We start from the raw sequence: 21,116 nt of genomic DNA on the forward strand, positions 1-21,116 counted from the left end.
GGTTTTTGAGAGAGTGGCCGCGATCAGCCGCCGGGCGCGCCGGCACGGGTCTTGAAACGTTCCTGGATCTTGCGCAGCATGCCGACCACGCCGCCCGGCATGGCGAACATGATGGCGATCAGCACCACGCCGTAGATGGCCCAGGGCGCGGCCTTGGACACCTTCTCGGCCAGCGAAGGCACGAACATGATGAACACGGCGCCGAAGATCGCACCCCACAGCGTGCCCACGCCGCCGATGACGATGCCCACCAGCAGCGAGATCGACAGGAACAGCGTGAACGAGTCGGGCGCCACGAACTGCACGGCGATGGCCGACAGCGCGCCGCCGACGCCGGTATAGGCCGCCGAGACGCCGAAGGCCATGGACTTGTAGTGCTTGTTGTCCACGCCCATGGCTTCGGCCGCCATGGCGTGGTCGCGGATGGCGCGCAGCGCGCGGCCCGTGCCGCTTTGCAGCAGGTTGTGGGCGATGACGAACATGATCACCGTGACGAACAGTGCGAACAGATAAAGCCACTGGTCGGCCGTGAGCGGCAGGCCGAAAGGCGCTTCGGGCTTCATCAGCACGATGCCTTGCACGCCGCCGGTCCAGGCTTCGAGGTGCTTGTACTTGAGCAGCTGGGGCATGGCCACGCCCAGCGCGAACGTCGCCAGCGCCAGGTACAGCCCGTCGAGCTTGAGCGCCGGGCGCCCGAAGGCATAGCCCACCGCCAGGCAGACCACGGCCGCGGCCGGCACCGTGGCCCAGTAGGGCGTGCCGCCGTGCTCCATGAGAATCGCCGTGGTGTAGGCGCCGATGGCATAGAACGCGCCATGGCCCAGCGAAATCTGGCCGTTGTAGCCGGTCAGGATGTTCAGGCCCAGCAGCGCGATGGCGTACGACAGCACCATGGTCGCCTGGAACAGCTGGAAGCCCTTGGCGACGAAAGTGATGGCGATGGCGAACAGCGCGACGACGGCCAGCGTGGCGGTCCAGCCGGGCGCGAAGCCGCCGCTGCGGGCCGGGGCGCTGGCCTGCGCGAGGGTCGTGCGGGCCGTGGTGTTGAAAGTGTTCATGTACAGCAATCCTTGGGTCACGGGGTCAGACGCGGGTCAGACACGGGTCACAACAGTGCGGCCGAGCAAGCCGGCCGGGCGCACGATGAGCACGCCGACGATGAGCACCAGCGCCACGGACAGCTTGAGTTCGGTGCCCACCACGTAGGTGCCGATGAGGTTCTCCAGCACGCCCACCAGAAAGCCGCCGAGCACCGCGCCCAGGGGGCTGTCGATGCCGCCGATCAGCGCGCCGGCAAAGGCATAGAGCAGCACGCCGGTCATCATGTGGGGGTCGAGAAAGACCACCGGTGCGACCATCATTCCGGCCACCGCGCCGATCGCGCCGGCCAGGCCCCAGCCCAGCATCAGCATGCGCCCGACGTTGATGCCCACCAGCCGCGACGAGGCCGCGTTCTGCGCCGCGGCGCGCATCGCCAGGCCCAGGGGCGTGAAGCGAAAGAAGGAGAACAGCGCGGCCACCACCAGCAGCGTGACGAAGATGGCCCCGACTTCGTGCGCCGACATCATCGAGCTGCCATACCAGGCGTCCTGCGGGAACGGGCTGGGGAACTGCTTGATGGTGTAGCCGAACAGCCAGCCCGCGAGGCTGTGGAAGATCACCAGCAGGCCGATGAAGACCACCACCACCGACAGCGCCGGCTTGTCGTGCATGGGCCGGATCACGGTGAACTCCACCACGGCCGCGAGCACGAAGGACAGCACCACGGTGGCGAAGAAGGCGGCCCAGTACGGCAGGCCGGCCTGGATCAGACTCCAGGCGATGAAAGTCGAGAACATCGCCATCTCGCCCTGGGCGAAATTGATGTGGTGCGTGGCCTGGTAAATCATCACCAGGGCCAGCGCCACGCTGGCGTAGATGCCGCCCGAAGCCAGGCCGGCGAGCAGTTGATGCAGGAAGGCGTCCATGCTTTATTCCCCCAGGTAGGCGCGGCGCACGGCGTCGTCGCGTCGGATATCGTCGGACGGCCCGGACAGCACGATGCGCCCGGTTTCCAGCAGGTAGGCACGATCGGACAGATCGAGCGCCAGCTTGGCGTTCTGCTCCACCAGCAGGATGGAGACCTGCTCCTCCTGGTTGATGCGCCGCATGATGGCGAAGATGTCCTTGACGATCAGCGGCGCCAGGCCGAACGAAGGCTCGTCGAGCAGCAGCAGCCGGGGCTTGCCCATCAGCGCGCGGCCTATGGCCAGCATCTGCTGCTCGCCGCCCGACAGCGTGCCGGCCTGCTGGGCGCGGCGCTCCTTGAGGCGCGGAAAGTAGCCGTAGATGCGCTCCATGTCGGCGTCGGCCCCGATGCGGCTGGGCCGGGCATAGGCCCCCAGGCGCAGGTTCTCTTCGGCCGTCAGCCCCAGAAACGTGCCGCGGCCGTCGGGCACATGGCCCACGCCCAGCTTGGCGATCTGTTCGGTGGAGCGGCCGTCGATGCGCTGCCCCACCAGCGAAATGCTGCCTTCGGTGGTGACCATGGCCTGGCACAGCGCGCGCAGCGTGGTGGTCTTGCCCGCGCCGTTGGCGCCCAGCAAGGCGACGATTTCACCGTCGGCGATGTCCAGGTCAAGGCCTTGCAGCACGCGCGTGGCGCCGTAGGCGGCGCGCAGGCCGCGCACTTCCAGAATGGAACTCATACGGTTTCCTCCTCGTCCGCACCCAGGTAGGCGCGGATCACTTCGGGGTGGGCACGCACCTGTGCCGGCGTGCCCTCGGCGATCTTCTTGCCGAAGTTCAGCGCCACGACCTTGTCGGAAACGCCCATCACCAGCCCCATGTGGTGCTCGACCAGCAGCACCGTGACCTGCAGGCGGTCGCGGATGTCGCGGATCAGCGCGCCCAGGCTTTCCAGCTCCTCGTGATTGAGCCCGGCCGCGGGCTCGTCGAGCAGCAGCAGCTGGGGCTGGGCCGCGAGCGCCCGGGCCAGCTCGACGCGCTTTTGCGTGCCGAAAGGCAGGTCGGCCACGGTGCGCTCGGCCACGCTGCCCAGGCCCAGAAAATCGATCAGCGTCTGGGCACGCTCCTGCGCCTGGGCCTCGATGCGCGCCGCGCCCGGCAGGCGAAAGGCGTTGCGCAAAAAGCCGGCGTGGTGCTGGCTGTGGCAACCCACCAGCGCGTTCTCGCGCACGGTCATGGTGCGAAACAGCGCCAGATTCTGGAAAGTGCGGCCTATGCCTATGCCCGCCATGCGGTGGCGCGGCATGGTCGACAGCGGGTGGCCGTCGAAGTGGATGCTGCCGCTATTGCATTCATAAAGGCGCGACAGACAGTTGAACAGCGTGCTCTTGCCCGCGCCGTTGGGGCCTATGAGTCCGCAAATCTGTCCGCGCTGCACGTCGAAGGACACGCCGTCCAGTGCCACGATGCCGCCGAAGCGCACCGAGACACCATCGATGTGCAGCAGGGCCTGGCCTGCGCGATCGTTGTCATTGGTCATGCGGCTATCTCTTGTTGGGATGCGATGGGGCTGCAGTCGGCGACTGCAGCGCTGTCTTTGCCAGGCGCGGACGGCCCCCGCGCCTGGCCGGGCTTACAGCCGCTCGATGATGGTGACGTTGGCCAGGCCGCCGCCTTCGCACATGGTCTGCAGGCCGTAGCGCTTGCCGCGCTGGCCCAGCGCATGCACCAGCGTGGTCATCAGCTTGGCGCCCGAGCCGCCCAGCGGATGGCCCAGCGCGATCGCGCCGCCGTTCACGTTGAGGCGGGACGGGTCGGCGCCCAGGGTCTGCAGCCAGGCCAGGGGCACGGGCGCGAAGGCCTCGTTGACTTCGTAGAGGTCGATGTCGCTGATCGTCATGCCGGCCTTTTTCAGCGCGCGCTGCGTGGCGGGGATGGGCGCTTCGAGCATGATCACCGGGTCATGGCCGATCACGGTCATGTGGTGCACGCGGGCCAGGGGCTTGACGCCCAGGATCTTCAGGCCGCGCTCGTTGACCACCATCAGGCCGGCCGCGCCGTCGCAGATCTGGCTGGCGCTCGCCGCCGTGCAGCGCCCGCCTTCGGCGATCAGCTTGACGCCGGCAATGCTCTCCAGCGTGGCCTCGTAGCGAATGCCTTCATCGGTGGTGTGCATCTCGCCGGTCTCGCTGCCGTCGGCCAGGCGCACCGCCACGGGCACGATTTCGTCGCTGAAGTGGCCGCCGCGGGTCGCGGCAATGGCGCGCTGGTGGCTCAGCAGCGCATAGGCGTCGAGCTGCTCCTTGGACAGGCCGTACTTGAGCGCGATCTGCTCGGCGCCGGTGAACTGGCTGAACTGCACGCCGGGGTAGCGCGCGACGATGCCCGGGCTCATGTAGCTGCCCAGGCCGTTCTTATAAGGCAGGATGCTGGGCGTGCCCATGGGCACGCGCGTCATGCTTTCCACGCCCGCGGCGATGACGATGTCCATGGCGCCCGACATCACGGCCTGGGCCGCGAAATGCAGCGCCTGCTGGGACGAGCCGCACTGGCGGTCGACCGACGTCGCAGGCACGGACTCGGGCAGGCGCGAGGCCATGACCGCATTGCGGGCGATGTTGTTGGACTGCTCGCCGGCCTGGCCGACGCAGCCCATGATCACGTCTTCGATCAGCGCCGGATCGGCGTCGGTGCGTTCGATCAGAGCATTCAGGACCTGGGCGGCCAGGTCGGCGGGATGCCAGCCGGCAAGGCGGCCATTGCGACGGCCACCAGCGGTACGGGCCGCGGCAACGATATAGGCTTCGGACATTGGGGTTCTCCAGTTTCGAATAACAGCCAAGGCATTGTTGGCCCCCGGGCCGCGGGCAGCGTCGTCGGAACAGACGATTTTGGAAACCGTCTCCCCTGCCGATTTCGTCGCTTGCGACGATGCGCTGCCGCCCCGACCCGGCCCACACTGGCCCCTGTCCCGTACTCGCCCCACCGACAGGAGCCCCCCCATGAACGAACTGCTGCTAGTCACGCGCCCGCAGCCCGGCTGTGCCTGCATTGCGCTGAACCGGCCCGAGGCCATGAACGCGCTGTCGACGCCGCTGCGCCTGGCGCTGGTGCAGGCCCTCGATGAACTCGCGCGCGACGACAGCCTGCGCGTGCTGATCCTGACCGGCACGGGCAAGGCTTTTTGCGCGGGACTGGACCTGCGCGAACTGGGGCAAAAGGCGCTGGACATCGCTTCGCCGGCCAACGATCCGGTGGCGGCGCTTGCGCGCTTTCCGCGCCCGGTGATTGGCGCCATCAACGGCGCGGCCGTCACCGGCGGCTTCGAGCTGGCCCTGGCCTGCGACATCTTGATCGCGTCCAGCGCGGCGCGCTTTGCCGACACCCACGGCCGTGTGGGCGTGATCCCGGGCTGGGGACTGTCGCAAAAGCTCAGCCGGCTCATCGGCCTGGGCCGCGCCAAGGAAATGGCCTTCAGCGGCAACTTCATCAACGCCGACCAGGCCGAACGCTGGGGCCTGGTCAACCGGGTCACCGCGCCCCACGACTTGATGCCGCAGGCGCTGGCCCTGGCCGCCGATATCGCCGGTGCCCTGCCTGAAATCGTCGCCCCCTTGAAGCGCCTGATCGACGACGGCTACGCCTTGCCCCTGGCCCAGGCCTTGCAGCTGGAGCGCCAGACCAGCCGGCAATGGGCCGGGCAGCTGCGGCCCGAAGCGCTGGAAGCTCGCCGCGCCGCCGTGAGCGAACGCGGTCGCGCACAGGCGCGGGCAGAACGCTGATTTTTTAGCCGCTAAAAAATCCCGGAGAAGTGGTGCACGCTTAGCGCGTGGGCAGGGGGCTTGAAGCCCGCAACCGGCTGGTCCGGGCTCAGGCCTTGCCCAGCAAAGCCTCGATGCGCTGCGCCGTCTGTATCCCCGTGAGGTAGGCTCCGCCGCAGGTCTGGGCCAGCTCCATGGCCGAGGCCTCGCCCGCGAAGTGGATGCGCTCACTGCCGGCGCTGGCCAGCGCCCTTCTCGCCTCCCCGCCGCCGGTGCGCAAATAGGCGTAGCTGCCCTGGGTCCAGGCATTCGTCGCCCAGTCCGTCGCCATGCTGCCCGTCAGCTTGCGCCCGCCCAGGCTTCCCAGGCAGCCCAGCAACTGCGCCATCACCGCGTCTTCGGCCTCCCGGGCTGGCATGGTGGACAGTTGCCGGCCGTAACTGCCGCCGGCCAGGGCGATCACCAGGCGCGAGCCGAAGGGATTGACCAGGAAGACCAGCGCCTGCTCCGGCTGAAAATTCCGCCCCGCGCTGAGCCAGTCGCCCGCCGCGAAGCCCGGCAGGGGCGCATCGAACTCCAGCACCACCTTGTTGAAATGCCCCATGGGCAAGGCCTCCAACGCGGCCAGGGCGGCATTCGTGAGACCGGGTTTGAAACGGATGGCTTCGGCGCGCAACACGCCCGTAGAAACCGTCACGATGCAGTGCCGCGCCCGGATGTCCCCCGCCGACGTTTCCAGCCTGACACCGCCCGGCACTTGCTCAATCTCCGCCACCCGCGTGTTCAAAGCCACCCGCAGCCCGGACGCGAGGGACTCGACAACGCGCCCCATGCCTTGCCGGACCAGCCAATTGGGGGAGGTCGAGCCCTGCGCCACGACGCCCAGCACCGACGTATCCTCGGCATCGCCGCCGGTATCGAGCTCGGCGATGGTGCGCAGGGCCATCTCAGCAGTCCAGTCGGGCTCGGCGGCCAGCAAGGACGCCATCGCCACATCCTGCGGGCCCACGCCGGCCATGCGCTCAGTCAGCGCTTGCTCCGCCTGCTCCAGGCCATGCAGTTCCGCAGCACTCGCGGGCTGGCCCTGGCACATGAGGTGCCTGGCCGCCGGCTCATGGTCGATGAGCGTGAAGTCCAGGGCGCGCGCCAGCGGCGTCAGCGGGTTGCGGTCGGCCTGGTGCAGCCAGGCACAACCCAGGTCGACCGCGGAGGAAAACGAGGTCCCGTCCGTGAAAGCGCGGCCGCCCACCCGCCCCGAAGCCTCCAGCACGACCACGCTGCGCCCCAGCGCCTGTAGTTTCCCGGCGGCGGCCAGACCGGCGGCACCTGCGCCGACGACGGCCACATCAAACTCGTTTTGCATGCATTGCTTTCTGGGTTGGCGCCCTGCCTGGGCCCTGGCTTGCACCAGGGGCAGGCTCCAAACCGCCAGGCCCAGGACGGCCCGCCGGTGCAGGGACCGGTTCTCAAGAGACGGTGGCATGGAAGAAACCATGGTGAGCGCGCAGTAATGCGCCATTGTGCGCGCCGCCCGCCAGCGCCTCTTGCCAGACAGCGGGTGCATTGGATAGGGCCCGTGGGCCGAGCTCCCATGGCAAGACAAGCCATATTCCCACAAGCCAAAGCGAGGTACTCATCTACCGTGGGTAGCTCCAACATGGCCAGCGCACTGGTCAATCCAATCCACCCCACGAGGTATGCAATGAAATCCACCGCAAAAGCGACCCCAAAAATGACGCTGGACAAGGCGCGACTGGAAGCTGCCAAGAAAAGCCTGGACCAGGGCGCCGTCACGCCCGAAGCGCAGCAGTGGCGCAAGGAAATCATCCAGTTGCTCAACGATTCGCTGGCCACGGAAATCGTCTGCTGGCTGCGCTACATGCGCCACCATTTGACGGCCACGGGGCTGGAATCGCCGGCGATTGCCGACGAGTTTCTGGTGCATGCCAATGAGGAGCAGGCGCACGCCGACAAGATCGCCCGACGCATCGTGCAGCTCGGTGGCGAGCCGGACCTGAACCCGGACACGCTCTCCAGCCGCAGCCATGCCGACTACAACGAGCAGCTGGATCTGCTGTCCATGATCCGCTCCAATCTGATTGCCGAGCGCGTGGCCATCGAGGCCTACACGCAAATGATTGGCCTGATCGGCGACAAGGACCACACCACACGCCGTCTGATCGAGCAAATCCTGGAGCAGGAGCAAGAACATGCGGACGAGCTGTCGGACTGGATGAAACGCGCCAAGTAAAGACGGATGCGGCGGCGCATCGCGTCGATGCCGCCGATGCGCCAGCCCCATCAGACCATGGGTAGACCCGATTCTCAAGCGCCGACCTCCCTGCCAGACTCTGTAGCCATTGCGCGGCGCATCCTTGCCTGCCGTCCCAGAAAGAGCTGCATGCTACTGATCAAAACCCAGTCAGGACAACAGGCGCTCAAGGAGCGTCAGGGCATCACCGTGCGCCAACGCTCGGCTTTCATCCTCTTCGACGGCAAACGCAGCGTGGCCGAGGTGCTGGCCGCGACAGCGGCAATGGGTATCACCCCACAGGATGTGCAGGCCATGCTGGACCTGGGTCTGCTGGAACCCAGCCCAGACAGCGTGCCGCCGACGGAACCGGCGGCAGCCAGCGGCCGCTCCGACCAGGAGCGCTACCAGGCGGCCTACCTGATTGCCACGCAGATCACGGGCGGCCTGGGATTGCGCGGCTTCCGACTGAATCTGTCGGTCGAGGCCGCGAGCGGCTACGACGGACTCGTTGCCCTGGCGCCGAAGATCCGCGAGGCGGTGGGCGATGCCAAATTCGAACGCCTGCGGCAAGCCCTGTTTGACTGAGACGGATGCGCCAGCCGCCGCATGACGCCGCTGGGGTGCCAACGGGAGGCGGCAGTCAAGACATTGCAACAGTCGTGGCACTGGATGTGCTTCTCGCCACTGGCGCCGCAGTCCGGGCTCGGTATCGATGACCACCCCCATCGCGGCGGGTTTCTTCCGCGGCGGATGTGGGCAGGCGGAAGACTGCGCTTGGCGCGCGCTGGCAGTGGGCGCATCCGTCACGTGCAGGTCAACCACACTCCGGCATGAGGTGCGCGCTGAGCGCTGCCCATTGATGCACTTTCATGTTCGTAAAGTCATTCGATATCGAGATAAAGCCCGATTTGACCATCGTCGCCTTGCGGCAAAGGTGACATGTCGACATGCGCTCGATTCATCAAGCCTAGCGGCCATAACGATTGATTGAACGAGCATGAACCCCACACCCCCGTGGCCGTAGCCCGCCCGCGTGGCCCTGTGTCCACGGCCACGCGCGTTCCAGCGATCGTCAGCAGCCTCGGATGCACCTCAGGTCGCAAGGGCCGGATAATCGGTGTAGCCCTTGGGGCCAGGGGTGTAGAAAGTCGCCATGTCCATGGCATTGAGTGCCACACCAGCCCGCATGCGCTCCACCAGATCGGGGCTGGCAAGAAAGGGACGGGCAAAAGCGATCAGATCTGCTTGGCCCGCCTTGAGCGCACTTTCCGCGCTGGCGCGATCAAAACCGCCAGCAAGAATGAACCAGCCCTTGAAGGCTGCGCGCAGCTGCGATTTCAACTCGGCAGGCACCGGCGGTGCCCCCATCGCCGAATGGTCCAGCAGATGGACGTACAGCAGGCCCAACTGCGAGAACTCCTGGGTGAGTGCCAGGTATTGGGCATCGACATCGGGGAATGTGCCCGTGCTGTTGAAAACACCGTAGGGCGACAGCCGGACCCCGACGCGATGGGTACCAATGGCGGCAGCCGTGGCGCGGGCGACCTCGAGCGCAAAGCGATTGCGGCCGTCGATGCTCCCGCCATAGGCGTCGGTGCGCTGATTCACGTTGGCGTTCAGGAACTGCTCGATCAGATAACCGTTGGCGGCATGCAGCTCGACCCCGTCAAATCCTGCTTCGATGGCGAGCTGCGCCGACTTGGCGTACTCCTGCACCGCATGGGCAATGTCGGTCGAGGTCATGGCGCGCGGGGTGCTGTGCGGCTGCATGCCTTGTGCGTCGGTGTACATCTCGCCAGGGCAGACATCGGCCGTCGGGCCCAGCACTTGCGCGCCCGCAGGCAGATTGCTCACCTGGCTCACGCGGCCGGTGTGCATGAGCTGCAAGAAAATCTTGCCGCCCTTGGCATGCACCGCATCGGTGACCATCTTCCATCCGCTCACCTGCTGGGCATTGAAGAGTCCAGGAATGCGCGGGTAGCCCAGGCCGTTGGGCGAAGGCGAAGTGCCCTCGGTGATGATCAGCCCGGCCGTTGCCCGCTGACCATAGTACTCGGCCATCAAGGCGTTGGGTGTGTTGGATTCGACGGCACGACTGCGCGTCATGGGTGCCATGACGGCGCGGTTGGAGAGTTGCAGCGAAGCTGTGGTGAGCGCTTGGAAAAGCATAATGGTCCTTGGGCAAGGTGGGTCGTTGGCAAGTAAAAGAGTCGACGCTTTGGTGGCGATCCAGACTCAGGTCAGTTGCGGCAGATAGCTGGGCCTGGCGGCGGTCATTCCTCGTTTGACTTGCTGGGTGAGTTCATCGGCCAGCACTTCGTCAAGACCCGCCTCGAGTCCATCCAGGGCGCGTTGGACGATCTCTTCTGGACGGGACTTGGGCGCTTCAAGCCCGCGCGTGAGGTCGGTATCGACATAGGCCATGTGCAGACCCAGAACCTGCGTTTTCTGGTGCGCCAGTTCGTTGCGCAAAGCATTGGTGAGCGACCAGGCGGCGGACTTGCTGGCGGAATAGGCGGCCAACTCGCCGCCGTTTACCCAGGATGCGACCGACAGCACATTGAGCAGCGCTCCGCCGCCATTGGCCTTGAGAATCGGCGCAAAGGCCTGGCTCATGCGCAGCATGGCGAAGAAGTTGGTCTCGAAGATGCGTCGCGTGACGTCTTCGCTATCAGCGGCGAGAAAGCCGCCGGGCTGGGCGATGCCAGCGTTGTTGATCACCAGCGTGACATCCGAGGCCAGCGCCGCGGCGGCGGCCACCTCCTGCGGCTTGGTGACGTCCAGCTGCACTGCGTGCAAGCCGGCTTGGGTGACGGTTTCTGGGTCGCGTGCTCCGGCGTAGACCTTGCGGGCGCCACGGGCGAGCAACTCGCGTGCAAAAACTGCGCCGATGCCGCGATTGGCACCGGTGACGAGAACGACGGCGTTTTCAATCTTCATGGGGAACTCCAGGGGGGATGAAAAAAAATGCTCACTTGAGCTTGACGACGACCTTGCCCCTCGCGCGACCCGCTTCGACATAGGCCATGGCCTCGTTGGTGGCGTCGAACGGGAAGACCTTGTCGATCACAGGGCGGATGGCACCCGTTTCTAGAAGGTGGGTGATTTCTTGCAGCTGACTGCCGTTTGCCCTCATGAAGAGGAAGGAGTAGTCGACGCCACGGCCTTGCGCCTTGCGTCTGATGCCAAAGCTCAACAGCCACAGCACAAGCTTCACGAACCCGGGCGCGGCTATTTCCCTGCCGAATTCGGGGTCGGGTGGCCCGGAGATGGAGATGAGCTTGCCGCCACTTCGAAGCACCCGCAGAGATTTTTCAAGCGTCTTGCCGTCCTGGCTGTTCAGGACCACGTCGTAGTCGCGCAAGACCGCCTCGAAGTCCTGCGTCTGGTAGTCGATGACGACATCCGCGCCCAGATGCTTCACCAGCGCGCTATTGGCCTGGCTCGTTGTCGTGGCGACAGTGGCGCCCAGGTGCTTGGCCAGCTGGATGGCGAAAGTGCCGACACCGCCCGAGCCGGCCTGGATGAAGACCTTTTGCCCTTTCTTTAGCTGGGCCGTGTCAACCAGCGCCTGCCATGCCGTCAAGCCCACCAGGGGGATGGACGCGGCTTCCTCCATCGTCAAACCCTTGGGCTTGAGTGCCAGCGATGCCTCCCTCACAGGGATGAATTCGGCAAAGCTGCCGATGCGGAAATCATCCGCCCGCGCATAGACCTCGTCGCCGGGCTGGAACTGCTGCACCCGCGCTCCGACCTTGACCACCACCCCGGCCACATCGTGGCCGAGGATGAGAGGCAGGCGGTAGGGCAGGATGCGCTTGAACTCACCACCCCGGATCTTGGAGTCCAGCTGGTTCACGCTGGCAGCATGGACCTCGACCAGAACCTCGTCCTCGCGCAGTTGCGGCTGCGGTACATCGGCCAGCCGCAGCGCGCGCATTTTCCCGTAGCGCTCCAGAACAAATGCCTTCATATCTCTTCCTTCACATGATGATCATCATATGTAATGGCGAAAAAACAACCGCAGCCATGCGCCGCAAATTCAACGGCTGGCAGAGGCCAGGTGTTTTTGCGCGGCTTCGCGCAGGCTGTCGGACAGGCCGGGGTCATCCACCGCGCGGGCCAACAGCAGGCTGCCCACCATGGTGGACAAGGTGACGAGTGCGCGCTCATGGGCTCCGGCCTGTCCCCAGTCCGGCGCTTGGCGAGCGATGAGATCGATCATTTCCTTGATGTGCTGCGTGGCCACTCGGCGCACCTCGGGCGCTTGCCGCGAAGTTTCAGAGCCCAGCGCGGCCAAAGGGCAGCCCATTTCAACGCTCTGGACATGTTCTTTTGAAAGATAGGCGTTGAGCATGGATTCCAGTGCCATGGCGGGCGGCACTTTGGAGATCATGTCGGCGACGGTGGCAGCGGACTCCGCGCAGGCCTTGCCGGCGGCTTCCGCCAGCATGGCCTCGCGTGAGGCGAAATGCGCGTAGAAGGCGCCGTGCGTCAGGCCCGCCTCCTTCATGATGTCCGCGACCCCGGTCCCGTCATAGCCGCTGCGGCGGATGGCCCGAGCGGCCACGGACACGATGCGCTCGTGCGTGGCCTCCTTGGCAGCAGCTCTGGTGTTGGGATTTCTATTTCGCATGACGCTCATCATACTATTTTTTCGCAGCTTGTGTGGCGTCCGCAGCGCACCGATGTCGCCCTCCTGCTTGAGCGGTAGCCAGTGCTGCCCGCTAAAACAAGAGGAAGTCCAGATTTTTCTGGGGAAAACGAGGATTTTTCGCGAAAACGCCAAGCGCTTGAACTTGGCTTGCTTGTGAACACTGCACGCACGGCATTCACCAGCTCTTGATGCCGCCCCCTTCTTCGAAAAGGATGCAGCGCGCGACATGGTGATCGCCCTTGCCTCGACAAAACCCGCGCTACGGACTTTCTTCAAGCGCCATCGGTGTCCTCGGCCGACAGGCCTATCCGTAAAAAACCAAAGTGAAGTGGCGCCGCGCAGCAGCGGCCCGGCGACGGCCCAGTCACCCCAGCCAGCGAAAACGTGACCGCTCAATGGCAGCGTCGCCACGCTCCCCATCCAGCCTCCCAACGCCTACTTGCCCTCTTCCCCCCTCTGAGCGCCCTCATTTTTGCCTTGCCTATCTTGCAAATGTCGAATTAATCAACACGCACCACAATGAGAGATATGATGCGCCAAACGTTCAGTAATTAAATAAATGGCATCCAAAAAGCCTAGCGGCCGTGGCTTGTGGGTCAGCGGACGGACGGTATGCCGAGCGTAGTCTGGGCAAGAATGCCCTCCTCGCCGTCACTCTCCAGCGTTGCGGATCAGCGTTCTGGTGATACCTAGCATCAACAAAAGCAACAGTAAGCGCCAACGTCTATTCGGTTGCGAGCGAAGGCTGTTTCTAGGCGTGGCCGTCAAGCAGACAAACATACAGGCCTGACCCCCTCTGCTCTCTGAGGCATCAGGGAAGCGTGAACAGACGGATCGATACTGCTTATCGCGAGCTACCGGGGGGCCTCACTATGCAATACTGCGATTGGAGCAATCACTACGAGAAAGAGGCGGTTGCATCTCGGTACATGGAGATCAAGGCCGAGTTGGATAGACTCACTCGCAAACCTGCTTAGCAAAACAGGCACCAATCCGGTTCACAAATTTCGGTCACCGGGGCCGGCCCCTGGCGCCCGATGCGTGCCTCCTTGCGCTTCAGCGTAGAAGGCAATTCCCAACGTCTTGCCTCCATCGGACACGACCGCTACCACTGAGCTGCCTCGTCGACCGTGAAGAAGCCCGAGACTTAGAGTCTTGGCCATGCCCTTGGACCGCTTCGAGTGAGGTAGCACACGGCGCAGTTTGCACCGGCAAAGACACGAATGCAGGCGGTGCCGATGTTTGCCGTTCTCGCGGATCTAGCGATGCACCATGTTCAAATGCAGGCCCTGCGACAAGGCCACACCGCCCACGCTGGTTCAAGGCTAAGCTCAGCGGGCTAACACCTCGGCCTTGAATTGCTTGCTGTACTACGCCGCCGTGGGAGGTCTTGATTCAAGATTTTCTCCATCGTGGGGGCGATGCCCGCTTCACGCGGTACCTTCAAGATGGGATCGCCATGCGCTTAGGTTGTTCACGAAGAATTCTGAGCCCAGGCAGGGTGACGGATTAGATTTCGGTTAACCTCAGTCAATGCTTTCCGAGACACGCTCGACCTGGGGGCCCATCGAACCTGCCGAGTCCAGCGCATCCCGGTTGCGGCTCGATTTCGGGTTACGCCCCGCCATCCTTCGCTTCAATGAATGGGCCGTCCCCGGCCTCGGGGGAGCCTTTTTTGTGCGGCAGTTAAGCTGGGCTTGCATGGGCCTTCGCTTGGCCCCCGAACTCGACGGGAGATCAAGTGCGGCCCAGATCGCCGAAGGCCTCGAAGCATTGGCAGGCTGGATCGCTGTACGCCGCACCAAGGCGGGCCGGGTCGACGACGACAGGGTCCAAGGCAAGCGCAAGTTCGCCGACGTTTCAGCATTGAGCTTCGACGCCGTCTCGCGCGGTGGTGCCTATGTCACGGTGCCCTTTCGCCGTGCCGCGACACGCGCTCTGCCCGGGCTCGGTTTCTGCCATGAGGAAACGCGGTTCAGCGCGCTGACCCTCACGCAGCATGGTTCTGAACTGGCCGAAAGCGCAATGGCTGACACCGACGCGCGGATGCGGCTCGTCGAGTGGCTGCGCAATGGAACGAAAGAGATCCAGCGCGTGCCGGAAGCACTGAAGAAGACCTTGCTGCCTGAGAGCGCCACCGATGCGGAGCGCACGCTCGTGTACCAGCAGGTGCTCGCACATGAAGGCCGCCGCACCATCAGCGGCCTTCTCCACCAAATCCCGCTTGAACGGCTCGCCGACGCCCAAGGCCGCAAATCGTTTCTCGACGGCCTGCCGGGCGCCGTCATGCGCAAGCGGCTGGCGGTCTGCTTTGCCTTCGAGGACCTCCGGGCCGCCGGTCTTGCCGCCGCACAGGAGGTAAGCAATGCAATCCACGACGGCCCGCTCCTCGGGGCCGCCCTGGCTGTGCGCACCGGCGTGCGTGACCGTTTTGCGGCGCTCGAAGGCGAGGCGGCCGCCTTGCACAGGCTGCTCCCGGAAGATGCGCCCGCGGAAGCGGTTGCGTTCTGCGCCGAGCAAGGCGCAGGAGCCCCGCTCGCAACACGCACTCTGGCCTTGTGTTCCAGGATTCCCATGATTTTTTCCGTGATCGGCGATCGCGTCGACCGGGGCATTGGCTACACGCGCGAGCTCGTGGCAGACGACCCATCCGGCGTCCCGGAGGCCGAGCAAGACCCGCAGCTGGCAGTCCCCCGGCCCATCATCCGCCTGCGGCGGCTTCTTGAGGAAGCCGGGGAACGCTTCGACCATGCCCACTGAACGCTACAACCTCGAGACGCTCTTCACGCCACCGCCCGGAGAGCACGGCACGCACGCGCTACTGTGTGGGCTAAGCGCCGACGTACCTGTACTCCAGCGTGCGCTGGCGGCCTTCACCTGCGAAACTCCTGTGGAACGTCAGGCATCCGGACTGGTTCGAAGCCTGTTGCTGCTTGATGCTTCTTCACGGCGCATCCCGCCCACAGCTGTTCCTGGCCTGCTGCACTTGGCGCCCTGCGTCGCTGCGGCCTGGCAGAAACGCACAACCCTGTTGCACGCAAAAGTCGCACTACTCGGGTTCGGCGCTTCACGTTACGCGGAGACCACGCGATGGCGCCTGATTGTCTCCACCGGAAACTGGACCGAAGCGACCTGGTCGCGCCAGGCGCAGATCGATTTCTTCTGGAAGACCGAATGGGCCGCCGATGACGCGGACGGCGACCAGGCCCTGGTCGACGTGGCCGCAGCGTTCGACTTCTTCCAGCGACTGCTCAGCGGCCTCTACGGCGATCACCTGGACAAGTTGGAAACGCAGCCGCTCGCGATCGACTGGCTCGATGCATGGCGCATCAGGTTGAGCAAGGCCGTGAAGCGCATCATCAAGCCGCCCGTGGCGCAGTTCGTGCACAGCCTGAGCACACCTCTGGCAACGCAGATCCGCGAACGATTTCCTACTGACGGCATCAACACGCTCGTCGCGGGCTCCGGATTCTTCGAACAAGCGGTCACGGGAAGCTCGTCGCAACCCGAGGTGTTGCATGAACTTGAAAAGCTCGGCCGGCCGGGCACTCGCTACCTTGTCTTCAACACGTCGCAGGCCGGCCAGCTCGCGAACTGGATAGGCAAGCGCAAGTTGAAGGATGGCCATCTCGGCAAGTGGCACCTGTGCAAGCCCTGCGACCCCCTGCAGAAAGGCAAGGCCCCAGGCCGAAGCTTGCTGCATGCCAAATATGTCGCGGGACTCGGCCCCGTGCGATCCGGCAGCAGCAAAGTCGGCTTTCTTTATATCGGTTCCGGCAACCTCTCGCGCCGGGGCTACATGAACGCAGCACGCCTCGGCCGGCGCGGCAGCAGGGCGCCTTCCGGCGCGCTCGGCAACGTGGAAGCCGGCGCGGTACTCATAGACGGCGGCAAGGTCAACGAGGTGTGGAAACGGCTGGCATGCGGGGCGTTCGCGACCAATGCGGACATCGCCGCCGCGATCACAGACGACGGTGAGCCCCTGTTCACGCCAGCGGACCCACCGCCGCTACTGTTGGCGAGGTACCTGCACGAAGACGCGGCCGGCCCCAGCCGGCTGTTGCTGGAGCGCAGTGCCGTGGCCGCGCAGCCGCTGTGGATCCAGGTAGCGGATGGCGACTGGATTGCCGCAGCGGCAGATGCTTCCAGTGTGCCGTGGCCGTCGCCTGTGGCTCCCACGGTGCTTCGCGTGCGGTCAACCTCGGCAGACGGAACGCAGCAGGAATGGGAAGTTCCGGTGTTCTCCGCGGACGGCCTTTTCTGCAGGCGCCCAATGCCGCAGGTGCCCTTCGGCAGTGTGCTAAAGGCGCTGCTGGCCTTTCCCGCGCCGCCACCTCTTGAGACGGACTACGACGACGAGGACATCGACGACGGTGGAGGTGCGAAGTCCCGGGGAGCGCTCAAGGCATCGCCCTATCCCCTGCGCTCCTTGGCCGCCATGATCGAAGCGATTGCCGACCGCAACGAAGCGGTCACGCGCGAAGAGTTTCCTTACTGGCTGGGCCAACTGCGCGTGTTGCTGCTCGAACAGACTGCCGATGCCGACCGGCAGGGCATGATGGAGCTAGGAGTCGACTTGTTCGACGCCCTGCTTGAGCCCGGCTTCACGCCGGCATGGCTGGCCGGGGAGCCCGCCTTACAGGCTCAGTACTCGGCCGTCGTGGACCAATTGCGCGCCGGCTGGTGCGCCACTTCCGGAGGCTGACTGTGCTGGATTGGGATCAAGTCTTTGACCGCCTCGAAGAATTGGAGAATGTGCCGCAGCTCTGGCGCGCGGGACAGGACGCTTCGCTGCAGTGGCTGCGGGACAACCTCTCCCGCCAGCCCGGCGTACTGATCGCGGACGAAGTGGGCCTTGGCAAGACGCGGCTCGCCATCGCATTGGCGGTTTGTGTGGCCCACTGTGGGGGACGGGTCGCGATCGTGATCCCGCCGGGACTCACCTTCCAGTGGCGCGATGAGGAGTTGGCGGGATTCCTGCGGCAGGCAGTCGAACACGGCGCTTCCTGGCTGGAGAACTGGTGGCCCGGCGGCGGCGTGCTGCGCACGTTTCGCGACCTGTTCACGATAGGCAAGGCGTTTCCGGTAGCGGCACACGCGCCCATCACATTCATTTCGCATACCTTCGGCCTGCCGCGGACGAAGACCGCAAGACACCCGGAACTTTGGGCGCTGCCCTTCATGCTGAAAAAGGAACTCGTCGACGGCCGCCAGGTGAAGGGTGCAGGCCAATTGGTCATCAGTGACTACCAGGCCGACGCCGTGAAGTGGCTTGTAAAGAATGGGTCACCGTCGTCGCTTAAGAGCGTGCGCACCGGGCCGCTTGGGAAACCATCGCCCGCCGCGTTCTCGAACAGCGCCAACCAGGAACTCTTCGAAGACCTCGTGGGCCAGCTCGTAGGCCAGTTCGACCTGATCCTCATCGACGAAGCACACAAGGGCCGCGCAGGTGACGACGCGACCAAGACAGAGAAGGCTGCGGAGACGACCCGCAAGAGCAGGTTGTCGCGGCTGCTCAACCACATCCTGCTTCGCCCCGAGGCTAAACGCACACGCGCAGCGAAGCGCGTCGCTCTCACCGCGACCCCGATGGAGATGGACGCCAGCCAGTGGGTCACGATCTTCAACCGCATCGGGCTTGACGACGAGCGCGTGGGCGGCCTCAAGGACGTGGTGACGGCTTTCGAAAAGGCCGCCCGGGGGCTGCACGTCGGTTCCGACACCGAATTGGCGGCCCTGCGTAGCGCGGCTTGCGAATTCAACGCGAAACTCAAACCGCTGGTCACACGGCGCTTGTGGCGCGATGACGCGACGGTCCAGCGCTTTGCGCAGGCCACCGGAGCCGCTCACGCCGCGCACCCACATCGACAGCTGCTTCCCGGCGTAAAGCGGCTTGCGGACATGTCCAGCCGGGACCGGACCTACCTCGCCCTGACGGAAGCCCTGTCCGCCGCGGCGCGTGGCGCCGACACCGCATTCGAGGTCAAGACCACAGGCTCGCGCTTTGCGCAGGCGCTACCACTCCTGCCCGAGAGTCCGGAGACCGCAGCGGCGAACCCAGGCGACGGGGCCAAGGGAATGCGAGTGGCGTATTGGCGGGAACGCATCCACGATCTCGACCGAGACCACGCGGATCTCGCCGCCGACAGGCGATGGTCACTGCAGTGGCACCCACGCGTACGGCACGCAATCTGTCTCGTCGAGAAACTGGCGAAAAACGGCAAGGTACTGGTCTTTGGTGAATTCATCGAATCGCTGAGGGCGCTCGAGCGCGCGCTCAACATCCGCCACTACCTGCGCCACGTGAGCGAGGGACAGGCACTTCCGCTTCCTCGAGGTGTCGACCCGGACGACGCGGATCTACGGCGTTGGCTGACGGAACCGGAATTCGGCTTCGACGCAAAGGACCTCCCCGCATTCGCAAGACGTGCCGCAGATCTGGCTGCGCGTTACGAATCCGACCGCAGCCACCTGCGTGACCTGTGCAAGGAAGCCATCCTAATACATTGCCGAAACGATCCGCTGTCGCCTGCCAGCGAAAAGACGCTCACGACGTGGCTTGTCCAGCAGTTGTGCGTCGAAAATAAGCTTTGGGCTGTCGGTGATGCGGACGGCAAGGCGACCGTACTGGCGCAGGCCACGGGCCTGTTGTGCAGCGTGCGCGATCCTGACCCGCCCGACGAGGCGCAGGACGATCCCGGCATCGCGGCCGCGATGAGGTGGCCGAAAATCATCGAGCAGCTCGAAGCGGACCTGCAGAAAGACGCCAACGACTTCGTTTTCCGGATGAGCCCATTCGCGCAGCTCCTGATTGGCGACACAAAACCTGCGACGCGGCGCGCACGCCAAGGAACATTCAATAACCCCCAACTCAACCCACGCGTGCTGATCGGCCAGTCGGATGTGATGAGCGAAGGACTAAATCTGCATCGCGCCTGCCGCACCCTCGTGCTGTTCCATCTGGACTGGAACCCGGGTCGCATCGAACAACAGATTGGCCGCGTCGACCGGCAGGACAGCGACTGGATGGCAGCGTGCGATACGGCCCTCAATGCAGGAGAGAAACCGCCCACACTGGATGTCTACACCGTTGCCGTCGAAGGCACTTACGACGACCTGCGCATGAAGGTAGTCACCGAGCGCGCGCAGGTGCTGCGCGCACAACTGTTCGGCGAGATCGTTCCTGCGAACCAACTCGCGTCGCTAGGAGCGCAGGCGCAACATGCCATCGGACAGATAGACATCGACTTTCGGCCGCCGCTGCGGCGGGCGGTCGCAGCCGGTATCGCGGGTACCAACACGTCCCCCAAACAGGCGGCCTGATGCACCGATGTATAGACCCAGCAGTTCCTGCACAGGTTAGGCCGCTACCGCATATGCCACAGCGGGCGTCTTCATCTTCAGTGCCCGGTGCGGGCGCTGGTGGTTGTAAAAGCCAATCCAGTCACTAATGACCTGGCTGGCGCGCCCAAGCTTTTGAAGGACCTGTTTAAAGGTCTTGCCACTACAACTGCACGCAGGCCGACTTGCAGGGTGCCTTAAAACCGGCCACTAGTGCAGCGATCCTCTCGCAGCGTGGATAAGACAGGATCGTCAGCCACATACGGATCTTCTGACTCAAATAGTGAAAGATCGTGCGCACTGCATTGACAACCAATGCCCCTCAGACAAGCAAAAGACGCATTCATTGGGATGCGCGACCCTGCCTTGGTTTCTGAAGGTATTGAGCGCATAAAAAACAGAAGCAACCGATATAAAAATCATTCCACTCTCTCGACCATTCTCACCCAACGATTGCAATGCGAGGTGGTGGGTGCTAAGCGCGTTATATGCCAGCGTAAGAGTGGATCCATCATGGATGAGTTATCGCACTGTCTGTAAACGGAATTCAAGTACCCATACAAGGCCGTATGAAGCCTGTCGATCGTAATAGGTTATCCTGACGTCGCAAGAAAATTATCAACGGCTGCCAGAGTCCGACGCACGATACCGTAAACGGAGACTACCTGCAAACTGAGGGTACGTGGCCCATTTGATAGCCCTGTGCAATCATCTTTTTTACCTGGCCCCGTTCTAGATACGGGTGAATTTTTGGGCAATCCATAACTACAATAAAGTCAAGAACCTGGGAGACACAGGGGGCGTAGTCTTTTTCTCTACGCCCCAGGCTTCGGGGAAGTCATCCGTGGCCCCGTATGAAGTCATGAAACCCCGCCAAGTAGCCAAGCTCATGCCAATCTGCCGCGTCGAATTCAGGCACGATGGCGCGTTGCATGGCAAGCATGAGAGGAGCGCGCCACGTTTAATCTTCTAATAATTTATGGTTCCACCCACTCCCTTGAAATGAAAAAATTTACCTCATTTTGGCATTAGTGGAACTATATTCTTTTCCTTCATAAATTCTTCCCTGGGCTCAACACTACCCAAGAACATCTCATTGACCGCCCCTATGGAACGATGAACGGAAGCATCCGGCGGTCCGGTATTTTGTACCGAA

The 21,116-nt window shown here is 64.2% G+C and carries 17 protein-coding genes and 2 pseudogenes; 7 read left to right on the forward strand and 12 right to left on the reverse strand.

Features of this window, described 5'->3' with window-relative positions:
• Positions 1–23: 23 nt before the first annotated feature.
• The 5 genes from N0K08_RS09710 to N0K08_RS09730 form a co-directional block, all read right to left on the reverse strand.
• Positions 24–1,058: a branched-chain amino acid ABC transporter permease gene (locus tag N0K08_RS09710; protein WP_261500062.1), complete on the reverse strand. Its 1,035-nt coding sequence runs from the start codon at positions 1,056–1,058 to the stop codon at positions 24–26.
• 36 nt (positions 1,059–1,094) lie between these two features.
• Positions 1,095–1,967 (reverse strand): branched-chain amino acid ABC transporter permease, encoded by an 873-nt coding sequence (locus N0K08_RS09715; protein ID WP_261500063.1) that lies wholly within the window; start codon positions 1,965–1,967, stop codon positions 1,095–1,097.
• A 3-nt stretch (positions 1,968–1,970) separates the two neighbouring features.
• The gene (locus N0K08_RS09720; protein ID WP_261500064.1) at positions 1,971–2,687 is read right to left on the reverse strand and encodes an ABC transporter ATP-binding protein; all 717 of its coding nucleotides are present in this window, start codon (positions 2,685–2,687) and stop codon (positions 1,971–1,973) included.
• On the reverse strand, positions 2,684–3,487 hold the full coding sequence (locus N0K08_RS09725) for an ABC transporter ATP-binding protein (protein ID WP_261500065.1): 804 nt from the start codon (positions 3,485–3,487) through the stop codon (positions 2,684–2,686). Before N0K08_RS09725 ends, N0K08_RS09720 begins: the two co-directional genes overlap by 4 nt.
• A gap of 93 nt (positions 3,488–3,580) precedes the next feature.
• Complete coding sequence (locus tag N0K08_RS09730) at positions 3,581–4,759, reverse strand: acetyl-CoA C-acetyltransferase (protein WP_261500066.1); 1,179 nt, start codon at positions 4,757–4,759, stop codon at positions 3,581–3,583.
• Positions 4,760–4,949: 190 nt separating this feature from the next.
• Between N0K08_RS09730 and N0K08_RS09735 the strand changes: the two genes are divergently transcribed.
• The gene (locus tag N0K08_RS09735) at positions 4,950–5,729 is read left to right on the forward strand and encodes an enoyl-CoA hydratase (RefSeq protein ID WP_261500067.1); all 780 of its coding nucleotides are present in this window, start codon (positions 4,950–4,952) and stop codon (positions 5,727–5,729) included.
• An 88-nt stretch (positions 5,730–5,817) separates the two neighbouring features.
• On the opposite strand, the gene N0K08_RS09740 is transcribed toward N0K08_RS09735, so the two are convergent.
• Positions 5,818–7,071, reverse strand: coding sequence for a flavin monoamine oxidase family protein (locus tag N0K08_RS09740; RefSeq protein WP_261500068.1), 1,254 nt, complete (start codon positions 7,069–7,071; stop codon positions 5,818–5,820).
• Between the two features lie 339 nt (positions 7,072–7,410).
• Here N0K08_RS09740 and N0K08_RS09745 point away from each other — a divergent pair, with 339 nt between their 5' ends.
• The 3 genes and pseudogenes from N0K08_RS09745 to N0K08_RS09755 all read left to right on the forward strand — a co-directional run.
• Entirely contained in the window at positions 7,411–7,959 is a 549-nt protein-coding gene (locus N0K08_RS09745) for a ferritin-like domain-containing protein (protein WP_261500069.1), read from the forward strand.
• Between the two features lie 150 nt (positions 7,960–8,109).
• Complete coding sequence (locus tag N0K08_RS09750; protein WP_261500070.1) at positions 8,110–8,547, forward strand: hypothetical protein; 438 nt, start codon at positions 8,110–8,112, stop codon at positions 8,545–8,547.
• Between the two features lie 42 nt (positions 8,548–8,589).
• A pseudogene (locus N0K08_RS09755) lies at positions 8,590–8,733 on the forward strand (acyl-CoA dehydrogenase); the annotation flags it as partial.
• A gap of 321 nt (positions 8,734–9,054) precedes the next feature.
• Here N0K08_RS09755 and N0K08_RS09760 read toward each other — a convergent pair.
• The 4 genes from N0K08_RS09760 to N0K08_RS09775 form a co-directional block, all read right to left on the reverse strand.
• Complete coding sequence (locus N0K08_RS09760) at positions 9,055–10,131, reverse strand: alkene reductase (RefSeq protein WP_261500071.1); 1,077 nt, start codon at positions 10,129–10,131, stop codon at positions 9,055–9,057.
• A gap of 66 nt (positions 10,132–10,197) precedes the next feature.
• Positions 10,198–10,902 (reverse strand): SDR family oxidoreductase, encoded by a 705-nt coding sequence (locus N0K08_RS09765; RefSeq protein WP_261500072.1) that lies wholly within the window; start codon positions 10,900–10,902, stop codon positions 10,198–10,200.
• A 31-nt stretch (positions 10,903–10,933) separates the two neighbouring features.
• Positions 10,934–11,935, reverse strand: coding sequence for an NADP-dependent oxidoreductase (locus N0K08_RS09770; RefSeq protein WP_261500074.1), 1,002 nt, complete (start codon positions 11,933–11,935; stop codon positions 10,934–10,936).
• A gap of 69 nt (positions 11,936–12,004) precedes the next feature.
• Entirely contained in the window at positions 12,005–12,610 is a 606-nt protein-coding gene (locus N0K08_RS09775; RefSeq protein WP_261500488.1) for a TetR/AcrR family transcriptional regulator, read from the reverse strand.
• Positions 12,611–14,332: 1,722 nt separating this feature from the next.
• On the opposite strand from N0K08_RS09775, the gene N0K08_RS09780 reads away from it, so the two are divergent.
• From N0K08_RS09780 to N0K08_RS09790, 3 genes are read left to right on the forward strand one after another with little or no spacing between them, the layout of a single operon-like run.
• Positions 14,333–15,379 (forward strand): hypothetical protein, encoded by a 1,047-nt coding sequence (locus tag N0K08_RS09780; protein WP_261500075.1) that lies wholly within the window; start codon positions 14,333–14,335, stop codon positions 15,377–15,379.
• Entirely contained in the window at positions 15,369–17,324 is a 1,956-nt protein-coding gene (locus tag N0K08_RS09785) for a hypothetical protein (protein ID WP_261500077.1), read from the forward strand. Before N0K08_RS09780 ends, N0K08_RS09785 begins: the two co-directional genes overlap by 11 nt.
• A gap of 2 nt (positions 17,325–17,326) precedes the next feature.
• A complete protein-coding gene (locus N0K08_RS09790; RefSeq protein WP_261500078.1) occupies positions 17,327–19,942 on the forward strand; it encodes a helicase-related protein in 2,616 nt (871 codons plus the stop codon).
• Positions 19,943–19,978: 36 nt separating this feature from the next.
• Here the strand turns inward: N0K08_RS09790 and N0K08_RS09795 are convergent.
• Both N0K08_RS09795 and N0K08_RS23305 read right to left on the reverse strand, forming a co-directional pair.
• Positions 19,979–20,086, reverse strand: a pseudogene (locus N0K08_RS09795) (integrase core domain-containing protein); the annotation flags it as partial.
• A gap of 712 nt (positions 20,087–20,798) precedes the next feature.
• On the reverse strand, positions 20,799–20,903 hold the full coding sequence (locus N0K08_RS23305) for a hypothetical protein (protein ID WP_408642935.1): 105 nt from the start codon (positions 20,901–20,903) through the stop codon (positions 20,799–20,801).
• Positions 20,904–21,116: the final 213 nt, after the last annotated feature.

It is taken from the genome of Acidovorax bellezanensis, from assembly GCF_025421555.1.
GTDB classification, from domain to species: domain Bacteria; phylum Pseudomonadota; class Gammaproteobacteria; order Burkholderiales; family Burkholderiaceae_C; genus Comamonas; species Comamonas bellezanensis.